Below are 17,968 nucleotides of genomic sequence, written 5' to 3'. Positions count from 1 at the left end.
TGGATGATTTATTAGGTATTTTGATAAGTGGCGATTTGCGCCAGGGTGAATGCACGCATGTCTGCACCCTGGTCGAACGCCTTATGCCACTCGACAATGTTGGCGATGGTCCGGCCAATGTCCCAACGCGGATGCCAGCCCAGCGTGCTGCGGGCCTTGGAACAATCGAGTTTCAGATAGCTTGCTTCGTGCGGATGGTCCTGGCCATCGAGCGACCAGGAAGCACCAGCGCCCCATTCTTGCGTCATGCGCTCGATGATCCACTCCACCGGTTTGGCATCGGTATCGTACGGACCGAAATTCCAGCCTTCGGCATGGACGGGACCTTCCGTGTACAGTTTTTCCGCCAGGGTCAGATAGCCGCTGAGCGGCTCGAGCACGTGCTGCCACGGACGAATGGCGTGGGGGTTGCGGATCATGACGGGTTCACCGGCGCCGATGGCGCGCAGCATGTCCGGAATCAAGCGATCCAGCGCCCAGTCGCCACCGCCGATGACGTTGCCGGCGCGGCCGCTGCCCAGGGCAATACCGTGCTCCGCATATTTCTCCGCATTGAAGAAGGAACTGCGATAGCCGGCCGTGACGAGTTCCGCACAGCCCTTGCTGTTGCTATACGGGTCATAACCGCCCATGGCTTCGTTTTCGCGGTAGCCCCAGGGCCACTCGCGGTTTTCGTAACATTTGTCGCTGGTGACATTCACCACTGCGCGCACGCCTGGCGTGGCGCGCACGGCTTCGAGCAGGTTGACCACGCCCATCACGTTGGTGGCATACGTTTCCACCGGGTTCACGTACGAGTAGCGCACCAGCGGCTGAGCCGCCATGTGAATCACGATGTCCGGGCGCGCGGCAGCCATGGCGCGTTTGACGGCGTCGCCATCGCGCACGTCGCCAATGACCGACTGCATGCCGTGCGCTACATTGGCCACCTCAAACAGGCTGGGCTTAGTGGGCGCTTCCAGCGCGTAACCGGTCACGTCGGCACCAAGCTGCTGCAACCACAGGCTCAGCCAGCCCCCCTTGAAGCCGGTATGGCCGGTGAGGAAAACACGTTTCCCTTGCCAGAATGTGGAATTCATCACTTCGCCTTCCAGGGCGCCTTGCCCGATTGCCACAGTTCTTCCAGATGCACTTTATCGCGCAAGGTATCCATCGGTTGCCAGAAGCCGTGATGGAAGAAGGCATTCATTTCACCTTGTTTGGCCAGGCTCTCCATCGGTTCCTTTTCCCAGACGGTAGCATCATTGCTGATGAAGTCGATGACTTTTGGTGAAAGGACAAAATAGCCGCCATTGATCCAGGCGCCGTCGCCTTGCGGCTTTTCCTGGAAACTGTTGATCTTGTGGCCGTCCAGGCTCAGGGCGCCAAAGCGGCCCGGTGGCTGGGTCGCGGTGACGGTGGCGAGCTTGCCATTCGCGCGGTGGAACTCGACCAGCGCGGTGATGTCGACATCGCTGACACCGTCGCCATAGGTGAAGCAGAACATTTCTTCATCATTCAGATATTCGCGGACGCGCTTCAATCGGCCCCCCGTCATGGTTTCGTCACCAGTATCGACCAGGGTCACCTTCCAGGGCTCGGCATTGCGTGCGTGTACCTCCATCTGATTGTTTTGCATATCGAAAGTGACATCGGATGTATGCAAAAAATAATTGGCGAAATATTCCTTGATCACATAGCCCTTGTAGCCGCAGCAAATCACGAAATCATTAATGCCGTGCGCTGAGTAGCTCTGCATGATGTGCCACAGGATTGGTTTGCCACCAATTTCAATCATCGGTTTTGGCTTGAGATGTGTCTCTTCGGAAATTCGGGTGCCAAGGCCGCCGGCAAGAATGACTGCTTTCATTATTAATTATTCCTCTTGATCGAAGTGGTGGCTGCTAGCGCCGTTATTTTTATTGAATTGACAACTTCTGTTGCTTACTGATTGTTGTCTTTGGCCATGCCATCGAGGCAAAGCGTGAGTGCATCATGCCAATCCGGCAACGCACAGAAGGTCTTGATAAACCGCGCGCTGGACAACACCGAGTAGGCCGGCCGTGCTGCCGGCAATGGGTAGTCTTGCGTGGCAATAGGGACGACTGGTGGTTTCCTGGACGTTGATGGATGGTCCAAGATGGCTTTGGAAAAGCCATACCAGGTGGTTTCCCCTTGTGCAGTCAGATGATACAGGCCGGAGTGTTGTTTCCACGCATCAGTCCTGGCGTCTTCTGCCGTCGCGAAACCGGAGGGCGAACCCAGTGTGGCAATGGCGCAGGCCGTTGCATCGGCAATACTGGCGCTGCAGGTGGGCGCTCCATGTTGATCGGCAACGATGCGCAGCTCATCCCGCGCCTGTGCCAGGCGGAGCACCGTTTTTAGAAAATTGTTGCCATGCTCACCGTATATCCAGCTTGTGCGCAATATCAGGTGGCTTGCGCCGCTTTCGCGCACCGCCTGCTCGCCCGCCAGCTTGCTGCGGCCATAGGCATTGAGCGGACCCGTTGCATCGTCTTCCGTGTATGGACTGCCCTTGCTGCCGTCGAAGACATAGTCAGTCGAGTAGTGGATGATGGCTGCACCGAGCCGCTTGGCTTCTTGCGCCATGACTCCTGGCGCTTCGCCATTGATGCGCATCGCCAGCGCCAGCTCGGTCTCTGCCTTGTCGACGGCCGTATAGGCCGCCGGATTGATGATCAGGTCTGGCTCGATTGCGCGGATCACGCTTCGAACCTGATCGAGGTCGGCCAAGTCCATTTGCGAGCGGTCCAGCGCTATCACTTCACCCATGTCCTGCAGGCGTTTCTGCAATGCATATCCGAGCTGGCCGGTCTTGCCAGTAATGAGGATTTTCATGCGAAGACCTCGGCAGCTGCCAGTTGCTTGCCCAGTTGATCTTTCGCCGACAGCATGGGTGCGTCGCCATGCAATGGCCAGTCAATACCGATATCCGCATCATTCCAGACAATGCTGCGCTCAAACTCGGGTGCCCAATAGTCCGTGCACTTGTAGAGAAATTCGGCGCTCTCGCTGGTCACCATGAAGCCGTGGGCAAATCCTTCAGGTATCCAGAGCTGACGTTTGTTCTCGGCAGACAGCACGACGCCGACCCATTTGCCAAACGTCGGGGAGGAGGCGCGGATATCGACGGCGACATCGAAGACCTCGCCTGCCACGACACGCACCAGCTTGCCTTGCGGTTGCTGGATCTGGTAATGCAGGCCGCGCAGGACATTCCTGCTGGACTTGGAGTGGTTATCCTGGACGAAATTGGCGGTAATGCCCGTCAAGTCGGCAAAGCGCTGCTGGTTGAAGCTTTCGTAAAAAAAGCCCCGATCGTCGCCAAATACTTTGGGTTCGAGGATCAATACGTCGGGAATGACAGTGGTTTGAATATGCATGGCTTAAAAAATATTATCATTCAACAGGCGTAACAAATATTGTCCGTAACCGTTTTTTTTCAGCGGTTGAGCAAGTTGTTCCAACTGGTTGGCGGTAATGTAGCCTTTACGGTAAGCAATTTCCTCAGGGCAAGCTACTTTCAAGCCTTGGCGGTGTTCGATGGTGGCAATAAATTGGCTTGCTTCGAGCAGTGACTCGTGCGTACCCGTATCGAGCCAGGCCATGCCGCGCCCCATGCGTTCCACCTTGAGCGTTCCGCGGTTCAGATAGACGCGGTTGACATCGGTAATTTCAAGCTCTCCCCGTTCGGAGGGCTTGATCGATGCGGCGATATCGGCAATGTCCTTGTCGTAAAAATACAGGCCAGTGACGGCATAGTTCGACTTTGGCTGCAATGGCTTTTCTTCTATGCTGATGGCTTGCTGATTGGCGTCGAATTCCACCACGCCATATCGCTCCGGATCTTGCACATGATAGGCAAATACGGTAGCGCCGTCAGTGCGCTCGGTCGCGGCAGACAGGCTCGATTCAAAATCATGCCCGTAATAAATATTGTCGCCCAAGATTAATGCCGACGGCGCATCGCCCAGAAATTCGCGGCCGATGAGAAACGCCTGCGCCAGGCCATCGGGTGATGGCTGTACCGCATAGCTCAGCTTAATCCCCCATTGGCTACCGTCACCCAGCAACTCTTGAAAGCGGGGCGTATCGGAGGGCGTGGAAATGACCAGGATGTCGCGTATTCCCGCCAGCATCAATGTTGTCAGCGGATAGTAAATCATCGGCTTGTCGTACACGGGCAACAGTTGCTTCGATACCGACATGGTCACGGGATACAGGCGTGTGCCTGAACCCCCAGCCAGGATGATGCCTTTGCGGGCCAGTTTGGCTTCCATCATGCCTCCGCTTTCTGTTCGGCGCGGGCCACATAGTTTTTTTCCAGCCAGGTCAGGTAAGCGCCGGATTGTACGTCGCGCACCCATGCATCGTTGTCCAGATACCATTGCACCGTCTTGCGTATGCCGGTGTCGAAGGTTTCTGCCGGCTTCCAGCCCAGTTCGCGCTCAATCTTGCGTGCATCGATGGCATAGCGGCGGTCATGTCCGGGCCTGTCGGCAACATAGCTGATTTGTTCGCGATAGCTGCCGCCAGCTGCCTTCGGTTGCAGTTCATCGAGGATGTCGCACAGGATATGCACGACGTCGAGATTGGCTTTTTCGTTCCAGCCGCCGATATTGTAGGTTTCTCCCGTACGCCCGCTTTCCAGTACCCGGCGAATGGCCGTGCAGTGATCGCTGACATACAGCCAGTCGCGCACCTGCTGGCCATCGCCATAAATAGGCAAGGGCTTGCCAGCGCGCGCGTTGGCAATGATTAAGGGAATCAGCTTTTCCGGGAAATGATAGGAACCATAATTGTTCGAGCAATTGGTGGTCAGCGTCGGCAAGCCATAGGTATGATGATAGGAGCGCACCAAATGGTCCGAGGCTGCTTTTGTTGCCGAGTAAGGGCTGTTGGGCGCATAAGGCGTGGTTTCGGTAAACGGAGCATCATCCGGCCCCAGTGTCCCGTACACCTCATCGGTTGAGACATGCAGGAAGCGAAATGCCATACGTTCTGCTTCAGGCAGTGCTTGCCAATGGGGGCGCACGGCTTCCAACAGGCTGAAGGTGCCATTGATATTGGTGCTGATAAAATCTGCCGGTCCATGAATCGAGCGGTCGACATGGCTCTCCGCTGCAAAATGCACGATGGCACGTGGCTTATGCTGTGCCAATAACTGTGCCAGCAAGGCACCGTCATTGATATCGCCTTTGACAAACTGGTGACGTGGGTCGTTTTGTACCGCTAGCAAGTTATTTAAATTTCCTGCATACGTCAGCTTATCCAGATTAATTACCGGTTCATTACTTTGCGCGAGCCAATCCAGAACGAAATTCGATCCGATAAAGCCTGCGCCACCTGTCACTAAAATCATCTGAGCTTCCTGAGCAAAAAAATACAAATAAGAGATGCTGTCAATTCATTTCTCTAATAATAGTAGGCAACGAGAATTTGTCTATCCAAGATGCGTATATTTCATGAGGTTAATAACTGAAAAAATCAATCAATCCTTAACTCTTGATTATAATTCAGAACCCCATAAATTGCCGAATTTACAGCAGTTTTCCCGCGTACTAGTGAGCGCTTTCCACAGGGTGTGTTGTTGTTTTCCCATAGGCAAGCCGCCTGTGGGCAGTTCGGCACGAAGCAGCTGGCAATTGAATATTTCACATGACTCAACGAGCCAAAGAAAGCGAGTGTTTATGAGAATGGCAAACAAATCCAATATTGTTACATTTGTTTGCTTCTTTGAGCCGCCTGGACAGCGCCAGGCCTGGCAGAGAAAATGCAGATCAATTGCTATTTTGAATTGATTTTTTTGAAAGATTCCGCCTGGGAAATGGCGAAATCGTAAGCGCGTCAAGGCATCGTTTTATCGTGGCAGTTTGGGCAAGACACTTCATACACATATTCCGGCGACAATTGCTGACGCGGTGTAACCACGGCGCGGCACACAAAACACTGCACCGTTTCCGTCGGTTCCAGTTTCGGGTTCAGGGCGGTGCGGTAATCGAACACGAAACAGTCGCCCGTATAGTGTTCGCCGCCCACTTCCTCGAAATACTTCAGGATGCCGCCGTCGAGCTGGTACACGCTGTCGTAACCGATTTCCTTCATGTGGATGGCGGCCTTTTCGCAGCGGATGCCGCCTGTGCAGAAGGTGACGACGGTCTTGCCTTCCAGTTCGTCCTTGTGCGCTGCGGCGACGGCCGGGAATTCCGTGAACTTGTCAATACGGTAATCAAGCGTGTTGTTGAACGTACCCACATCCACTTCAAAGGCGTTGCGCGTTTCCATCATGACCACGGGTTTGCCTGCGTCGTCCACGCCGGCGTCGAGCCAGCGCTTGAGCGTATGCGCGTCGACTGACGGGGCGCGGCCCAGTTCCGGCTTGATCAGCGGCATGCGCATGGTGATGATTTCTTTTTTCAGCTTGACCAGCATGCGCTTGTGCGATTGCTCGTTCGACAAGCTTTCCTTCCACTCCAGATCGGCCAGGCGTTCGTCGCTGCGCACCCAGGCGAGGAAGGCATCGATATGCTCGCGCGTGCCGGACAGGAACATATTGATGCCTTCCGGCGTCAGCAGTATCGTGCCCTTCAGTTCCAGTGCCAGGCATTGCTCCTGATACAAGGGGCGCATGGCTTCCGTATCGGCCAGCGTAATGAATTTATACGCGGCGATATTGACAAACGTGGCGGCCAGCGGGCTGACGGCGGCGGAAACGGCGGGTGTTGCTGGGGTGATGGCTTGCATGATGGCGATCGGCTTAGACTGAACAGCCGATATTATAAGCCCGACAGGCCTGGCAGGATACCCGGTCCGTACCCGCGACGCGGTAGAATAGACCCCATTGAATTTTGCACGAAACGGTACACAGGATGGAAATGGTAATGCAAGAGGCCGGCGCTCCGGCAGGTTCACCGCAAGCGATGCAGCAAGCCCCGCAAGGACCCGCCTTCGTCCACTTGCGCGTGCACTCGGAGTATTCGATCGTCGATGGCCTGGTGCGTATCGACGATGTGGTCAAGGCGGCGGCGAAGGACAAGCAGGTGGCGCTGGCCGTTACCGACTTGTCGAACCTGTTTGGCATGGTCAAGTTCTACAAGGAAGCGCGCGGCAAGGGCATCAAGCCCATCGTCGGCGTCGATGTGTGGATCACGAATGACGACAACCGTGAAAAGCCGTCGCGCCTGCTGTTGCTGGCGAAGAACCGCATGGGCTATCTGCAGTTGTGCGAACTGCTGTCGATGGCCTGGCTGACCAATCAGTACAAGGGACGCGCCGAGCTGCGCATCGAGTGGCTGCAGGCGCTGGCGACGAATACCTATGATCTGTATCCGGGCGAAAGCGCGGCCAATGGCCTGATCGCCCTGTCCGGCGCGCATTTCGGCGATGTTGGTATTGCTATCGAGAATGGCAACCTGGCCTTGGCCGAACGCAATGCCCAGCGCTGGGCCGAGATTTTCCCTGGCCATTTCTATATTGAAATCCAGCGCGGCGGCCAGGCCAACCAGGAGGCACAGGTGCGTCATGCGGTGGCGCTGGCGGCCAAGCTGGGTTTGCCAGTGGTGGCCACGCATCCCGTGCAATTCATTTCCCCTGAAGAATTCATTGCCCACGAAGCCCGCACCTGTATCGCCGAAGGCGAAATGCTGGCCAACGCCAAGCGTGTGAAACGCTTCAACGACAGCCAGCGCTTCCTGTCGCAGGCCGACATGGCGGAATTGTTCGCCGACTTGCCGGCCGCGCTGGCCAATTCCGTGGAAATCGCCAAACGCTGTAACTTGACCTTGACCCTGGGCAAGCCGCAACTGCCGAATTTCCCCACGCCGCCCGGCATGACGATCGACCAGTTCCTCGTCGCCGAATCGCAGGCTGGCCTGGAAAAACGCTTGTTACAGCTGTATCCCGATCCCGAGCGCCGTGAAAAGGAACGGCCGCGCTACGAATCGCGTTTGAAATTCGAGACGGACACGATTTGCAACATGAAATTCCCTGGCTACTTCCTCATCGTGGCCGAGTTTATCCAGTGGGCCAAGGAAAACGGCGTGCCCGTCGGCCCGGGCCGTGGTTCGGGTGCGGGTTCGCTGGTGGCGTATTCGCTGCTCATTACCGACCTCGATCCATTGCAGTACAACCTGCTGTTCGAGCGCTTCCTGAATCCCGAACGCGTCTCGATGCCCGACTTCGATATCGACTTTTGCCAGGAAGGGCGCGACCGCGTCATTCAGCACGTCAAGGATTTGTATGGCAAGGAGGCGGTCTCGCAGATCGCCACCTTCGGTACCATGGCGGCCAAGGGGGCGATTCGCGACGTGGGCCGCGTAATGGACTTCGGCTATAACTTCTGCGACGGCATTTCCAAGCTGATCCCGTTCAAACCGGGCAAACCCGTGTCGATCGCCGATGCCATCGAGGAAGAGCCGCTGCTCAAGGAGCGCCTGGAAAACGAGGAAGAGGTCAAGCAGTTGCTGGAGCTGGCGCAGCAAGTGGAAGGCATCACGCGCAATATCGGCATGCACGCCGGGGGCGTGCTGATCGCCCCGGGCAAGCTGACGGATTTCTGCCCGCTGTACACGCAGGGCGGCGACTCGGGCGTCGTGTCGCAGTACGACAAGGATGACGTGGAAGCCGTCGGCCTGGTGAAGTTCGACTTTTTGGGCTTGACCACGCTAACGATTCTCGACCGCGCCGTGCGCTACATCAAGCAGCTCGATCCCGCGCAAGCCGATTTCGACCTGGCTACCTTGCCACTGAACGACAAGCCGTCCTACGACTTGCTGACCAAGGCCAAGACTGTGGCCGTGTTCCAGCTTGAGTCGCGCGGCATGCAGGGCATGCTGAAAGATGCGCGTCCCGACCGTTTCGAAGACATTATCGCGCTGGTGGCCCTGTATCGGCCGGGCCCGATGGACCTGATTCCCGACTTTTGCAAGCGCAAGCACGGCGAACGCTTCGATTATCCCGACCCGCGCACGGAATCGATTCTGTCCGAAACCTACGGCATCATGGTGTATCAGGAGCAAGTGATGCAGATGGCGCAGATCGTCGGCGGCTACTCGCTGGGCGGCGCCGACATGCTGCGCCGCGCCATGGGTAAGAAGAAGGCCGAGGAAATGGCCGAGCACCGCGAGATCTTCCGCGCGGGGGCGGCGAAAGACGGCTTGACGGCGGAAAAGGCCGACGAGATCTTCGACTTGATGGAAAAGTTCGCCGGCTACGGTTTCAACAAATCGCACGCCGCCGCCTACGCCTTGCTGTCGTACCACACGGCGTATTTGAAAGCGCACCACACTGCCGCCTTCATGGCCGCCAACTTGTCGCTGGCCATGGACGACACGGACAAGATCAAGATCCTGGTGGAAGACTCGCTGGAAATCTGCAAGCTGACCTTGTTGCCGCCCGATATCAACGAATCGGACTACCGCTTCACGCCGAGCGGCGAAGCGCCGTCCGTGAGCGGCAAGAAAGTCACGCAAATCCGTTATGGCCTGGGCGCCGTGAAAGGCTCGGGCCAGAACGCCATCGAAGCGATCATCGCCGCGCGCGAGGCGGGCGGACCGTTCACCAGCCTGTTCGACTTCTGCAAGCGCGTGGATAAAAAGCAAATCAACCGCCGCACTATCGAGTCGCTGATACGCAGCGGTGCCTTCGACTGCCTGAAGGTTGACCGCGCCATCCTGCTCGCGTCCGTGGCGTTCGCCATGGAATGCGCGGACCAGGCCGCCAAGGCGGCGAACCAGGTGAGCCTGTTCGGCGGCGACGACAGCGACATGGTGGCGCCGCCCGAGTACGTCAAGGTGCCCGTGTGGACCGACAAGCAGCGCCTGACGGAAGAAAAGATCGCGCTGGGCTTCTACCTTTCCGGCCACTTGTTCGATTCGTATGCGCCCGAGGCGCGCCGTTTTGCGCGCACGAAATTGTCCGAATTGTCGCCATCGCGGGAACCGCGCATGATGGCCGGCGTCATCACGGGCTTGCGCACGCAGATGACGCAGCGTGGCAAAATCCTCATCGTCACCCTGGACGACAAGAGTGGCACGGTGGAAGTGACGGTATATGGCGAATTGTTCGACGCCAACAGGAAAATCTTCAAGGAAGATGAATTCCTGGCTGTCGTGGGCAAGGTGTCGGAAGACCGTTTTTCGGGCGGCTTGCGCATCACGGCCGAGAGCGCCTTCGACATCATCGCCGCGCGCGTACAGTATGGCCGCCAGCTGGGCCTGACGTTGCCGGCGACCCTGGACGCCAAGCGCATCCGTGATGTGATCATGCCGCACCGTGCCGAGACGGGCTTGCCTATCGCTGCGCGGGTCAGCCCGCAAGGCGTCAGTTGCGTGCTGCAGTTTGGGGATGAGTGGAAAGTGGCGCCATCGGATGAATTGCAGATGGCACTGGAGCAAATGCTGGGTGCGCAAGAGGTGGCGGTCGAATACTGATCGGCTGCAGCGCAGGCGCTACGCCAAAGCCAAACCGGATGTGAATCGGGTTTGGCTTTTGACGTTTACATGTCTTTCAGGCCCGTGATCGCATAGCCTTTGGCAGCGATCTGCTGGTGCGGCTGTTCGATATGATAGTCGGGCAAGGCCTTGGCATCGTCGGCCACTTCGCTGGCACGTACTTCGAGTTGCCAGTCTGTATTGGTAACTTCTTCCGGAATGAGCTTTCCTTCCGGCACGGCGAGGTAGGAAAAAATGCCGTCGTGCTCGGCCCGGCGGTAGATGTCTACGCGCATGACTTGCCTCCTAGTAAGCGTTGGGGGAACCGGCGCACCGTAATGCATGACCGATAGCGCTAGCGTAACAGGATTGCGCCACGCATGGGTTCTAGCGTGTGGCGCAAGAGGGAAGGCGGTGTGGCTAGTGACGGCGAGCAACGACGCGGGGGCGGGGCGCCGTGCGGGGCCAGGGACGCTCAGGCAGCAGCGGAAACGTAATCGTCGTCGTCGAGGCTGGCTGATTGCCGTACATCGTTGGCGGCTACCGCAGCGCTAGGCGTGGCGACCTGCACCGTGCTGCGATGGGCGTCGAGACCGCTGCGCAGGCTGGCGATCATGGCCAGTGTCAGTTCGTGGCGTTTGCGCGCTTCCGAGCGTTTTTTTGAAGGAATTTCTTGCAGCGCAGGCAAGGGCAGGTCTTCGCATGCCAACTCAAAATCGCCATCCTGGCGCGCTTGCGCCCCCAGTTCTTGCCATAACGCATTGTAGTCGGCGAACAATCGGCCTTTCTTGGCGGAGTGGTGCACGGCGCGGTTGATATTGCCGACAAGTAGCATCTTGCGGCAGCCGTGTTCGTATCCCAACTGGCGTACCAGGCGCACCATCAGCGTCTTGGGACGCATGCCATGCAGGTCGCGCGTTGCTTCACGCACGCGGTGCGCGCTTTCCTGGCCCTTCGGGCCTTGCACGCAGCCGACGCTCACGCCCAGGGTGGAGCGCAAGGGGCAGCCAAAGAAAGAAAAGGCGATCGAATAGAGCACGTCATCCTCATGCATCAGTTGCAGCACCATCTCGCCTTCGCGGTCCATGGGGTGCAGCGAACACAGTTGCAGATGGTAGGGCGCTCCCGACTTGCCCGGTACCGTCGCCAGTCGCACGGGCCCGTGCGCCGCTTGGCTCATCAGCTTGCCCCAGCCTTGCTGCAAGATGAAGCGGTAGTGTTCGGCCAGCAATGCCACGCGCTGGCCGCAATTCAGCGTCAGGCTCAGATAAGGGCGGTAGACCTTGTGGATCATGTGCGGGTAGGCTTGTACCAGATCATGAAAGACCGGATGCGAGTTCAGCAGTTGTAGCCATAGCCGGGTTTGGCGCTGTTGCACGCGGGCGCGCAGATGCAGCTTGAGCATTTCGCGCCAGCGGCGCATGCCGCTTGGCATCGCCATCAAGCCGTCAGACAGGGTAATAGTTGGCATCATCGTGCGCATATCCATGATAAAGAGAGAACGTCCAAGCCGTTTTGGCTCAGACGGGTACCGGGCTGCTGACGCCCTCGTGGTTTGCCAGCAAGATGGTGGTGCTGCGGGTGCCGCGCGCCAGTCTGGCGGCCAGTCCGCCCGAAAAATGGCGGGGCCAGCCGCTATGCCTGTGCGCGGGCAAGATAACTTCATGGCAGCCCAGCAGTTCAGCCGTGTCGAGTATCGTGAAAAGCAGCTCGCCGGCAAAAATATGGGTGCTGAAGGCGAGATGGGAACGGCTCAGGTAGAGTCCCGCCTCGTGCATCATCTGCTGTGTAGCCAGGTCCAGCGCATGGCAGTCGCTGGCGCTGTGCTGGGGCAAGCCATCGGCCTGGTACGGCAGCGCCGGTGTCACGTGCAGCAGGCTGACGCGAACCTTGATGCCCCATTCCTGCAAGCGCCTGGCGTAGCGAGCACCGTAGATGATGTCGCTGGCGCGCTTGACGGGCAAGAGCAGCAGCAGGGTATCCTGGTCCGGCTTGCCGCCCACGCCTTCGCCCTCGGCGCTATCTTGGGTGCGGTGGCGTTGCGGGGCAAGGCGCGATGCATGCATGGAAAAGATGACCGTGGCAGGAAAACCGTGTCATCTTATCCATGCCCTCACCCCCTGTAAATTGGCGAAATAGCGTACGTGTTTCCCTTATTCCTGCCCTGTTTTAATAGCGGTAGGTGACATATACGGCACCAATCGGCGCTGTCTTGCGTTGCACGATGGGGCTCTTGGCCGCGTCGCCCATGCGGTGTTCGACGCCGACCAGGGTGTTGATGCCCCAGCGCGCATCGAAGCGGTGCTCCCAGTTGACGGTGGCCTGTGCTTCATAGAAACCGCCCTTGGGCGTGTATTGCTTGAACGAGGTATTCGCGGCCTGGGTGGCCGTCACGCCATACATGGTCTGCACATACTTGCGTTCGCCCCAGCCCAGCTGGCCACCGATGCTCACGCTGTCTTGCTGCACGCCCTTGGCATCGGCGCGGCCGTAGATCTGGCCTGTCGCGCCGAAATGCACGTTCGCGCCATTTTCGCGATTCGACAGGGGAATGTCGCTCGACACGCTCAGCGACAGGCCCGGCAATGGAGAATAACCCGCGCTGAGCAGGGCGCTGGCGTTGCCCTTGACTTCGCCCATGCCCTTCAGGTAATCGCTGCCGCCCCAGCCGTTGGCGCCATTGCGCTTGTGGTCTTCGCGGTTGCCGCGGTAGCCCAATGCAGCGCTATAGCTAAAGGGGCCGGCCTGGCCGCCATAGCCGATGCCGCGCGAGGTGCTGATGAACAGACCATTGGCCATGGCATAGTCGAGGATGATCAGTGGCGAGGCCGACAGCTTGTCGGAACCGGAATAGCTGGATACGGCGGCGACGCCGCCACCGATGGTGAAGACGTTTTCCGCCGGCGGTTCGGCCGCCACGGCGGCCAGGGGGTTGAAGATCATGCCGCTGGCGAGTGCCAGCGAGGTCAGCAGGGTTGTGGGTGAGTGCATGGGTTTTCCGTCAGGTGGAGAACCGAGTCCGGAGTGGCTCGATTGACTGCTGACAGTATCGGCCTGTGCCATGAAGGAAAAATGAGCCCTTTATTAAGATTGCATGAAGAGCGCGTCTTTACCCATTCTTCAGCTTGTGATGGTTTAATACTCACCATGAAGATACTGCTGATTGAAGACGATATGGACCTGGGCAATGGCGTGCGGATCGCCTTGCGCGACCAGGGCATGCAAGTGGTCTGGGTGCGCAGCCTGGAGGATGCGGCGCGCAGCATCGAGCACGACAGCTGCGAGCTGGTGTTGCTGGACCTGGGCTTGCCGGATGGTGATGGCCTCGATTTGCTGGCTCGGCTGCGCGCTGCCCGCCTGCCGGTGCTGATCCTCAGCGCCCGCGACACGCTGGAACAGCGCTTGCGGGGCCTCGATGGCGGTGCCGACGATTACCTGGTGAAGCCCTTCGTGCTGGCCGAGCTGCTGTCGCGCGTGCGTGCCCTGGCGCGTCGTAGCTATGGCTTCGACGGCGACACCATCGAGTTGCGCGGCCTGCTGCTGCAGGTGCCCACGCGCCGCGTCAGCGTGCATGGGCGGCCGGTGGAGCTGACCGCCAGTGAGTATGCCTTGCTGAAGACCTTGCTGATGCGCGCCAACAGAGTCATCACGCGCCGCGTGCTGGAGGAACATATCCTGCCCGGCGGGTTGGCCAATGCCAGTAACACCCTGGATGTGCATATGGGTAACCTGCGCCGCAAGATAGGCGAAGGTTATATCCGTACCGTGCGCGGCGTTGGCTATGTCATCGACCAGCAAGGCGAGACATTCACCCCGCCGGGTGCCGCCGCATGATGGGGCGTTTCTGGGTCATGCTGCGCCGGCCTACCCTGGTGCGCCGCCTGATGATGGCGCAAATGCTGATGCTGACCGTGCTGTGGAGCCTGGCCGTGGCTTATGTGCTGTTCGAGGGAACGGGTGAAGCGAGCAACGTGAGTCGGGGTGTCTTGCACGCCATTATCAGTGTGGCCGACAATTTGGCCGAGCAGCCGCAGCGCCAGGAGCAGAGCTTGCGCGCGATCGACGAAGCCTTGCGCGAAGAGTTTGAAATGGGGAAAGTGCCGGAGCTGGCGCCGCGCATCCTGGTCTGGCGCGATGGCAAGCTGGTCTACAAGTCCCCCGCAGCGCCCAGCGGTATCCGCAGCGCCGGCCCCGACCAGATGGAAGTGATCTACATCAAGGGGCAGGCCTGGCGCAGCCGCAGCCTGACCGAGGGGACTACGCGTGTGACGGTACTGGAAGTGGGCGGGGCCTGGCAGTTTTTCATCACGATCAATTCACACGGCTACTACCTGCTGCCGCTATTGATCAGCCTGCCATTCTTGCTGGTGCCGGCCTGGCTGTCGATCCGCCTTGCCATGCGCCCCTGGCGCAAGGTGGCGCAGGAGGTAGCGGCGCGCGGGCCGCAGGATTTGCGCCCGCTGGCGTTCAAGCCGCCGCATGGCGAACTGGCGGGACTGGTCGACAATATCAATGCCCTGCTGCAGCGGGTCGATGCCAGTGCCGCGCGTGAACGCAGCTTCATCGCCGACGCTACGCATGAGCTGCGCACGCCGCTGGCGGCCATGCGCGTGAATGTCGAGGCATTGCAGGGCCAGGCGCATGACGCACGCCAGCAAGAGTTGCTGGACGGTATCTTGAACAGTGGCAACCGTGCCGCGCGTCTGGTGGGCCAGTTGCTGCAGCTGACGCGCAGCGAAGTGCAGGCTGGCGCTGGCGAGCTGCCGCAGCGGCAGGCGCTCGATAGTTTGCTGCAAGACCGGCTGGCGGCCCTGTCCGGCCTGGCCCAGGCGGGCGGTATCGAGCTCGAGTTGCAAGCCAGCGTCTCGCTCAGCGTGCCCGGACAGCGCGAGAGCCTGGTGTCGCTGATCGACAACCTGGTGGAAAACGCCATCAAGTACAGCCCGCGTGGCAGCAGCGTGACGGTGTCGCTGCATGCGGAGCGGGGCCAGGCCGTGCTGCATGTGGCCGATCAGGGACCGGGTATCGCGCCGGCGCTGTATGCGCGCGTGTTCGACCGCTTTTTCCGCGCCCCGCAGCAGGCGCAGGCGGGCAGCGGCCTGGGCTTGTCCATCGTCGCTTCTGTCGTGCGCCTGCACGGCGGCACGATTCAGCTGCATAGCGGTAATGGCGGCCTGGGCTTGCTGGTGGAGGTCCGTTTGCCCTTGGCCGATGCCTGAGTGTACTGGCGGACTTCGTGATATGGCATGAAGATATGTGCACATAACGCAAGATGGCATGGCGTGGCGCACGCCTGCGATGCATAATGCAGGACAGCCAAAAAACACCGTTATGCGCCCATTCCTGTCCCGCTACCTGCAATACCCCGCCTTTGTCGGCCTGTATCTGCTGTTTGACTGGGCGACCTATATCGACCCGATGTACGGGCTGAACATCACCCCCTGGAATCCCGATCCCGCGCTGGGTCTGGTGTTTTGGTTGATCCATGGCCGCAAGGCGGCGCTGCCGTGGTTTGTCGCCTTGCTGGCTGGCGAGGTGCTGGTGCGCGGCATGCCGGCAGGTCTGCCCCTGACTTTGCTCTGTTCGGCCTGGCTGGTGCTTGGCTATGGTGCTATCGGCGCAGTCTTGCGCCGCAGTTTCAGCAGCAGCGATATCTTCGACAACCGGAGCCGCTTGGGCACCTGGGTCGCCGTCGTGCTGATGGGCACCGTGCTCAATGCGCTGGGCTATATCTCCTTGCTGTCGCTGACGGGGCGTATTCCGGCCGGCGAATGGGGGACGGCGGTATGGCGTTTCGGCATCGGCGACACGGTAGGCATGCTGGTATCGATGCCGCTGATCTGGGTGCTGTTCAGCGAGCGGGGGCGGGAGCGCCTGCATGCTGCCGTCTGGCGCTGGGAAACCCTGGCTTATCTGGCCCTGGCCTGCTTTGTGCTGTGGAGCGTCTTCGGTTCCATCGTGCGTTCCGAATACAAGCATTTCTATTTCCTGTTTCTCCCCGTGATCTGGGCTGCCTCGCGTCAGGGCTTGCATGGTGCCGTGCTGGCTGTATTTGTATTGCAGTTATGCATCATCACCCTGGTGAAATGGACGCATGCGGTCGATATCCAGTTTTATGAATTGCAACTGCTCGATGCCGTGCTGGCGCTGGTGGGTTTTTTTATCGGCATCGTCGTCGATGAAATGCGCCAGGTGGCCGACGAACTGAAACACACGATGCGCCTGGCGGCCGCCGGCGAGATGGCAGCGGCGATCGCGCATGAGCTGAACCAGCCACTGACGGCCTTGTCTACCTATGGCAAGGCGTGTGAATACCTGCTGGAACGGGGGGAGACTGGTGCCTTGCTGCAAGGTGCGGTAGGGCATATGATTGTTGAATCGGGACGCGCCGCGGATGTGGTGCGTCGCCTGCGCGACTTTTTCCGCACGGGCGCGATGCAACTCGAAGCGGTGGAGGCGGGCGCCTTGATCGAGGGCATGGCACGCCAGTTCACGCCGCTGTTTCATGAGCATGGCATCGAGCTGGTGCTGGCGCCGCCGTCGCCGCTGGCGGTCAATGCCGATCGCCTGCAAATCGAGCTGGTACTGCGTAATTTGCTGGCCAATGCGCAGGATGCGGTGATGTCCCAGCCGCGTGGCCGGCGCCGCATCACGGTGTCGGCCGAGCGGCTCGAGGGCGGACGCTTGCGCCTGTCCGTGGAAGATAGCGGCCCCGGTATTTCCAATAGCCTGGCGGCACGCCTGTTCGAACCGTTTGTCTCGACCAAGGCCAGCGGCCTGGGGTTGGGCCTGGTACTCAGCCGCACCATAGTCGAAGCGCATGGCGGCCAGCTCTGGGCCGAAGTGGGCAGGCATGGTATTTTTCGTTTTATCCTGCCCCTGGCGCGCGCCAGTGCGGCCGCGACAGGAGAGCATGGTGACAAGTAACTTGACGGTGTTTATCGTGGACGACGATCCCGCCGTGCGCGATGCGCTGGGTTTGCTGTTGGGCATACGCGGCTATCGTACGGCCCTGTTTTCCTGCGGCGAGGATTTCCTGCAAAGCTGGCGGCCAGAGTGGGCCGGCTGTCTGCTGATCGATATCCGCATGTCGGGCATGGATGGTCTGAGCCTGCAGCGCCGCCTGCTGGAGCTCAAATGCATGCTGCCCATCATCATTATCACGGGACACGGCGACGTGGCCCTGGCACGTCAGGCCTTCAAGGCACAGGCCAGCGATTTCCTGGAAAAACCATTTGACCACGACAAGTTGTTGGCAGCCATCGATGAAGCATTTTCGCGCGAGGAACATGCGCGCGGCCAGTTGCAGCGGCAAGCGGCGGGGCAAGCCTTGCTGCGCGCGTTGACGCCGCGTGAGCGGGAAGTGATGCACCTGGTGGTGACGGGCCAGCACAACCGCGATATCGCACCGGTGCTGGGTATTTCCGTGCGCACGGTGGAAGTGCACAAGGCGCGCCTGATGGACAAGCTGGGGGTCGATAATGTGGCCGACCTGGTGCGCATCAGCATGCTGGGCACCGGCTAAGCGTTAACAATTA

Annotated in this window: 16 protein-coding genes; 5 read left to right on the top strand and 11 right to left on the bottom strand. The window is 59.4% G+C overall.

Annotated elements, in window-relative coordinates; all coding sequences use genetic code 11:
• Positions 1 to 11 precede the first annotated feature (11 nt).
• The 7 genes from rfbG to CLU92_RS15580 form a co-directional block, all read right to left on the bottom strand.
• Entirely contained in the window at positions 12 to 1,079 is a 1,068-nt protein-coding gene (gene rfbG, locus CLU92_RS15610; RefSeq protein ID WP_101484710.1) for a CDP-glucose 4,6-dehydratase, read from the bottom strand.
• Positions 1,079 to 1,849, bottom strand: coding sequence for a glucose-1-phosphate cytidylyltransferase (rfbF, locus tag CLU92_RS15605; protein ID WP_101482630.1), 771 nt, complete (start codon positions 1,847 to 1,849; stop codon positions 1,079 to 1,081). Before rfbF ends, rfbG begins: the two co-directional genes overlap by 1 nt.
• A gap of 74 nt (positions 1,850 to 1,923) precedes the next feature.
• On the bottom strand, positions 1,924 to 2,838 hold the full coding sequence (gene rfbD / locus CLU92_RS15600) for a dTDP-4-dehydrorhamnose reductase (protein WP_101482629.1): 915 nt from the start codon (positions 2,836 to 2,838) through the stop codon (positions 1,924 to 1,926).
• Complete coding sequence (rfbC, locus tag CLU92_RS15595; RefSeq protein ID WP_101482628.1) at positions 2,835 to 3,383, bottom strand: dTDP-4-dehydrorhamnose 3,5-epimerase; 549 nt, start codon at positions 3,381 to 3,383, stop codon at positions 2,835 to 2,837. Before rfbC ends, rfbD begins: the two co-directional genes overlap by 4 nt.
• A gap of 3 nt (positions 3,384 to 3,386) precedes the next feature.
• On the bottom strand, positions 3,387 to 4,283 hold the full coding sequence (gene rfbA / locus CLU92_RS15590; RefSeq protein ID WP_373918114.1) for a glucose-1-phosphate thymidylyltransferase RfbA: 897 nt from the start codon (positions 4,281 to 4,283) through the stop codon (positions 3,387 to 3,389).
• Entirely contained in the window at positions 4,280 to 5,362 is a 1,083-nt protein-coding gene (gene rfbB, locus CLU92_RS15585; protein ID WP_101482626.1) for a dTDP-glucose 4,6-dehydratase, read from the bottom strand. The genes rfbA and rfbB overlap by 4 nt, the downstream gene beginning before the upstream one ends.
• A gap of 485 nt (positions 5,363 to 5,847) precedes the next feature.
• Positions 5,848 to 6,744 (bottom strand): sulfurtransferase, encoded by an 897-nt coding sequence (locus CLU92_RS15580; protein WP_101482625.1) that lies wholly within the window; start codon positions 6,742 to 6,744, stop codon positions 5,848 to 5,850.
• A gap of 137 nt (positions 6,745 to 6,881) precedes the next feature.
• Here CLU92_RS15580 and dnaE point away from each other — a divergent pair, with 137 nt between their 5' ends.
• On the top strand, positions 6,882 to 10,430 hold the full coding sequence (dnaE, locus tag CLU92_RS15575; RefSeq protein WP_243857946.1) for a DNA polymerase III subunit alpha: 3,549 nt from the start codon (positions 6,882 to 6,884) through the stop codon (positions 10,428 to 10,430).
• A gap of 65 nt (positions 10,431 to 10,495) precedes the next feature.
• Here the strand turns inward: dnaE and CLU92_RS15570 are convergent, their stop codons facing one another.
• From CLU92_RS15570 to CLU92_RS15560, 4 genes are all read right to left on the bottom strand, one after another.
• Positions 10,496 to 10,726, bottom strand: a complete 231-nt coding sequence (locus tag CLU92_RS15570) for a DUF6139 family protein (protein WP_101482623.1) — start codon at positions 10,724 to 10,726, stop codon at positions 10,496 to 10,498.
• Positions 10,727 to 10,905: 179 nt separating this feature from the next.
• Complete coding sequence (locus CLU92_RS15565) at positions 10,906 to 11,904, bottom strand: VirK/YbjX family protein (RefSeq protein WP_180338529.1); 999 nt, start codon at positions 11,902 to 11,904, stop codon at positions 10,906 to 10,908.
• A gap of 46 nt (positions 11,905 to 11,950) precedes the next feature.
• Positions 11,951 to 12,496 carry a universal stress protein gene (locus CLU92_RS27830; RefSeq protein ID WP_180338528.1) on the bottom strand — a complete coding sequence of 182 codons (546 nt, stop codon included), beginning with the start codon at positions 12,494 to 12,496 and terminating at the stop codon, positions 11,951 to 11,953.
• 103 nt (positions 12,497 to 12,599) lie between these two features.
• Positions 12,600 to 13,421, bottom strand: a complete 822-nt coding sequence (locus CLU92_RS15560) for a MipA/OmpV family protein (RefSeq protein ID WP_180338527.1) — start codon at positions 13,419 to 13,421, stop codon at positions 12,600 to 12,602.
• Positions 13,422 to 13,577: 156 nt separating this feature from the next.
• On the opposite strand from CLU92_RS15560, the gene CLU92_RS15555 reads away from it, so the two are divergent.
• The 4 genes from CLU92_RS15555 (at position 13,578) to CLU92_RS15540 (ending at position 17,955) form a co-directional block, all read left to right on the top strand.
• A complete protein-coding gene (locus tag CLU92_RS15555) occupies positions 13,578 to 14,264 on the top strand; it encodes a response regulator (protein WP_101482620.1) in 687 nt (228 codons plus the stop codon).
• Positions 14,261 to 15,649: an ATP-binding protein gene (locus CLU92_RS15550; RefSeq protein WP_101482619.1), complete on the top strand. Its 1,389-nt coding sequence runs from the start codon at positions 14,261 to 14,263 to the stop codon at positions 15,647 to 15,649. The genes CLU92_RS15555 and CLU92_RS15550 overlap by 4 nt, the downstream gene beginning before the upstream one ends.
• A 112-nt stretch (positions 15,650 to 15,761) precedes the next feature.
• The gene (locus CLU92_RS15545) at positions 15,762 to 17,357 is read left to right on the top strand and encodes an ATP-binding protein (protein WP_101482618.1); all 1,596 of its coding nucleotides are present in this window, start codon (positions 15,762 to 15,764) and stop codon (positions 17,355 to 17,357) included.
• Entirely contained in the window at positions 17,344 to 17,955 is a 612-nt protein-coding gene (locus CLU92_RS15540; protein WP_101482617.1) for a response regulator transcription factor, read from the top strand. The genes CLU92_RS15545 and CLU92_RS15540 overlap by 14 nt, the downstream gene beginning before the upstream one ends.
• Positions 17,956 to 17,968 lie beyond the last annotated feature (13 nt).

The organism is Janthinobacterium sp. 61 (genome assembly GCF_002846335.1).
In the GTDB taxonomy this organism is placed as follows: Bacteria; Pseudomonadota; Gammaproteobacteria; order Burkholderiales; family Burkholderiaceae_D; genus Janthinobacterium.
The sequence above is the reverse complement of the archived record's forward strand: the minus strand, read 5'-3'. Positions and strand labels throughout refer to the sequence as shown.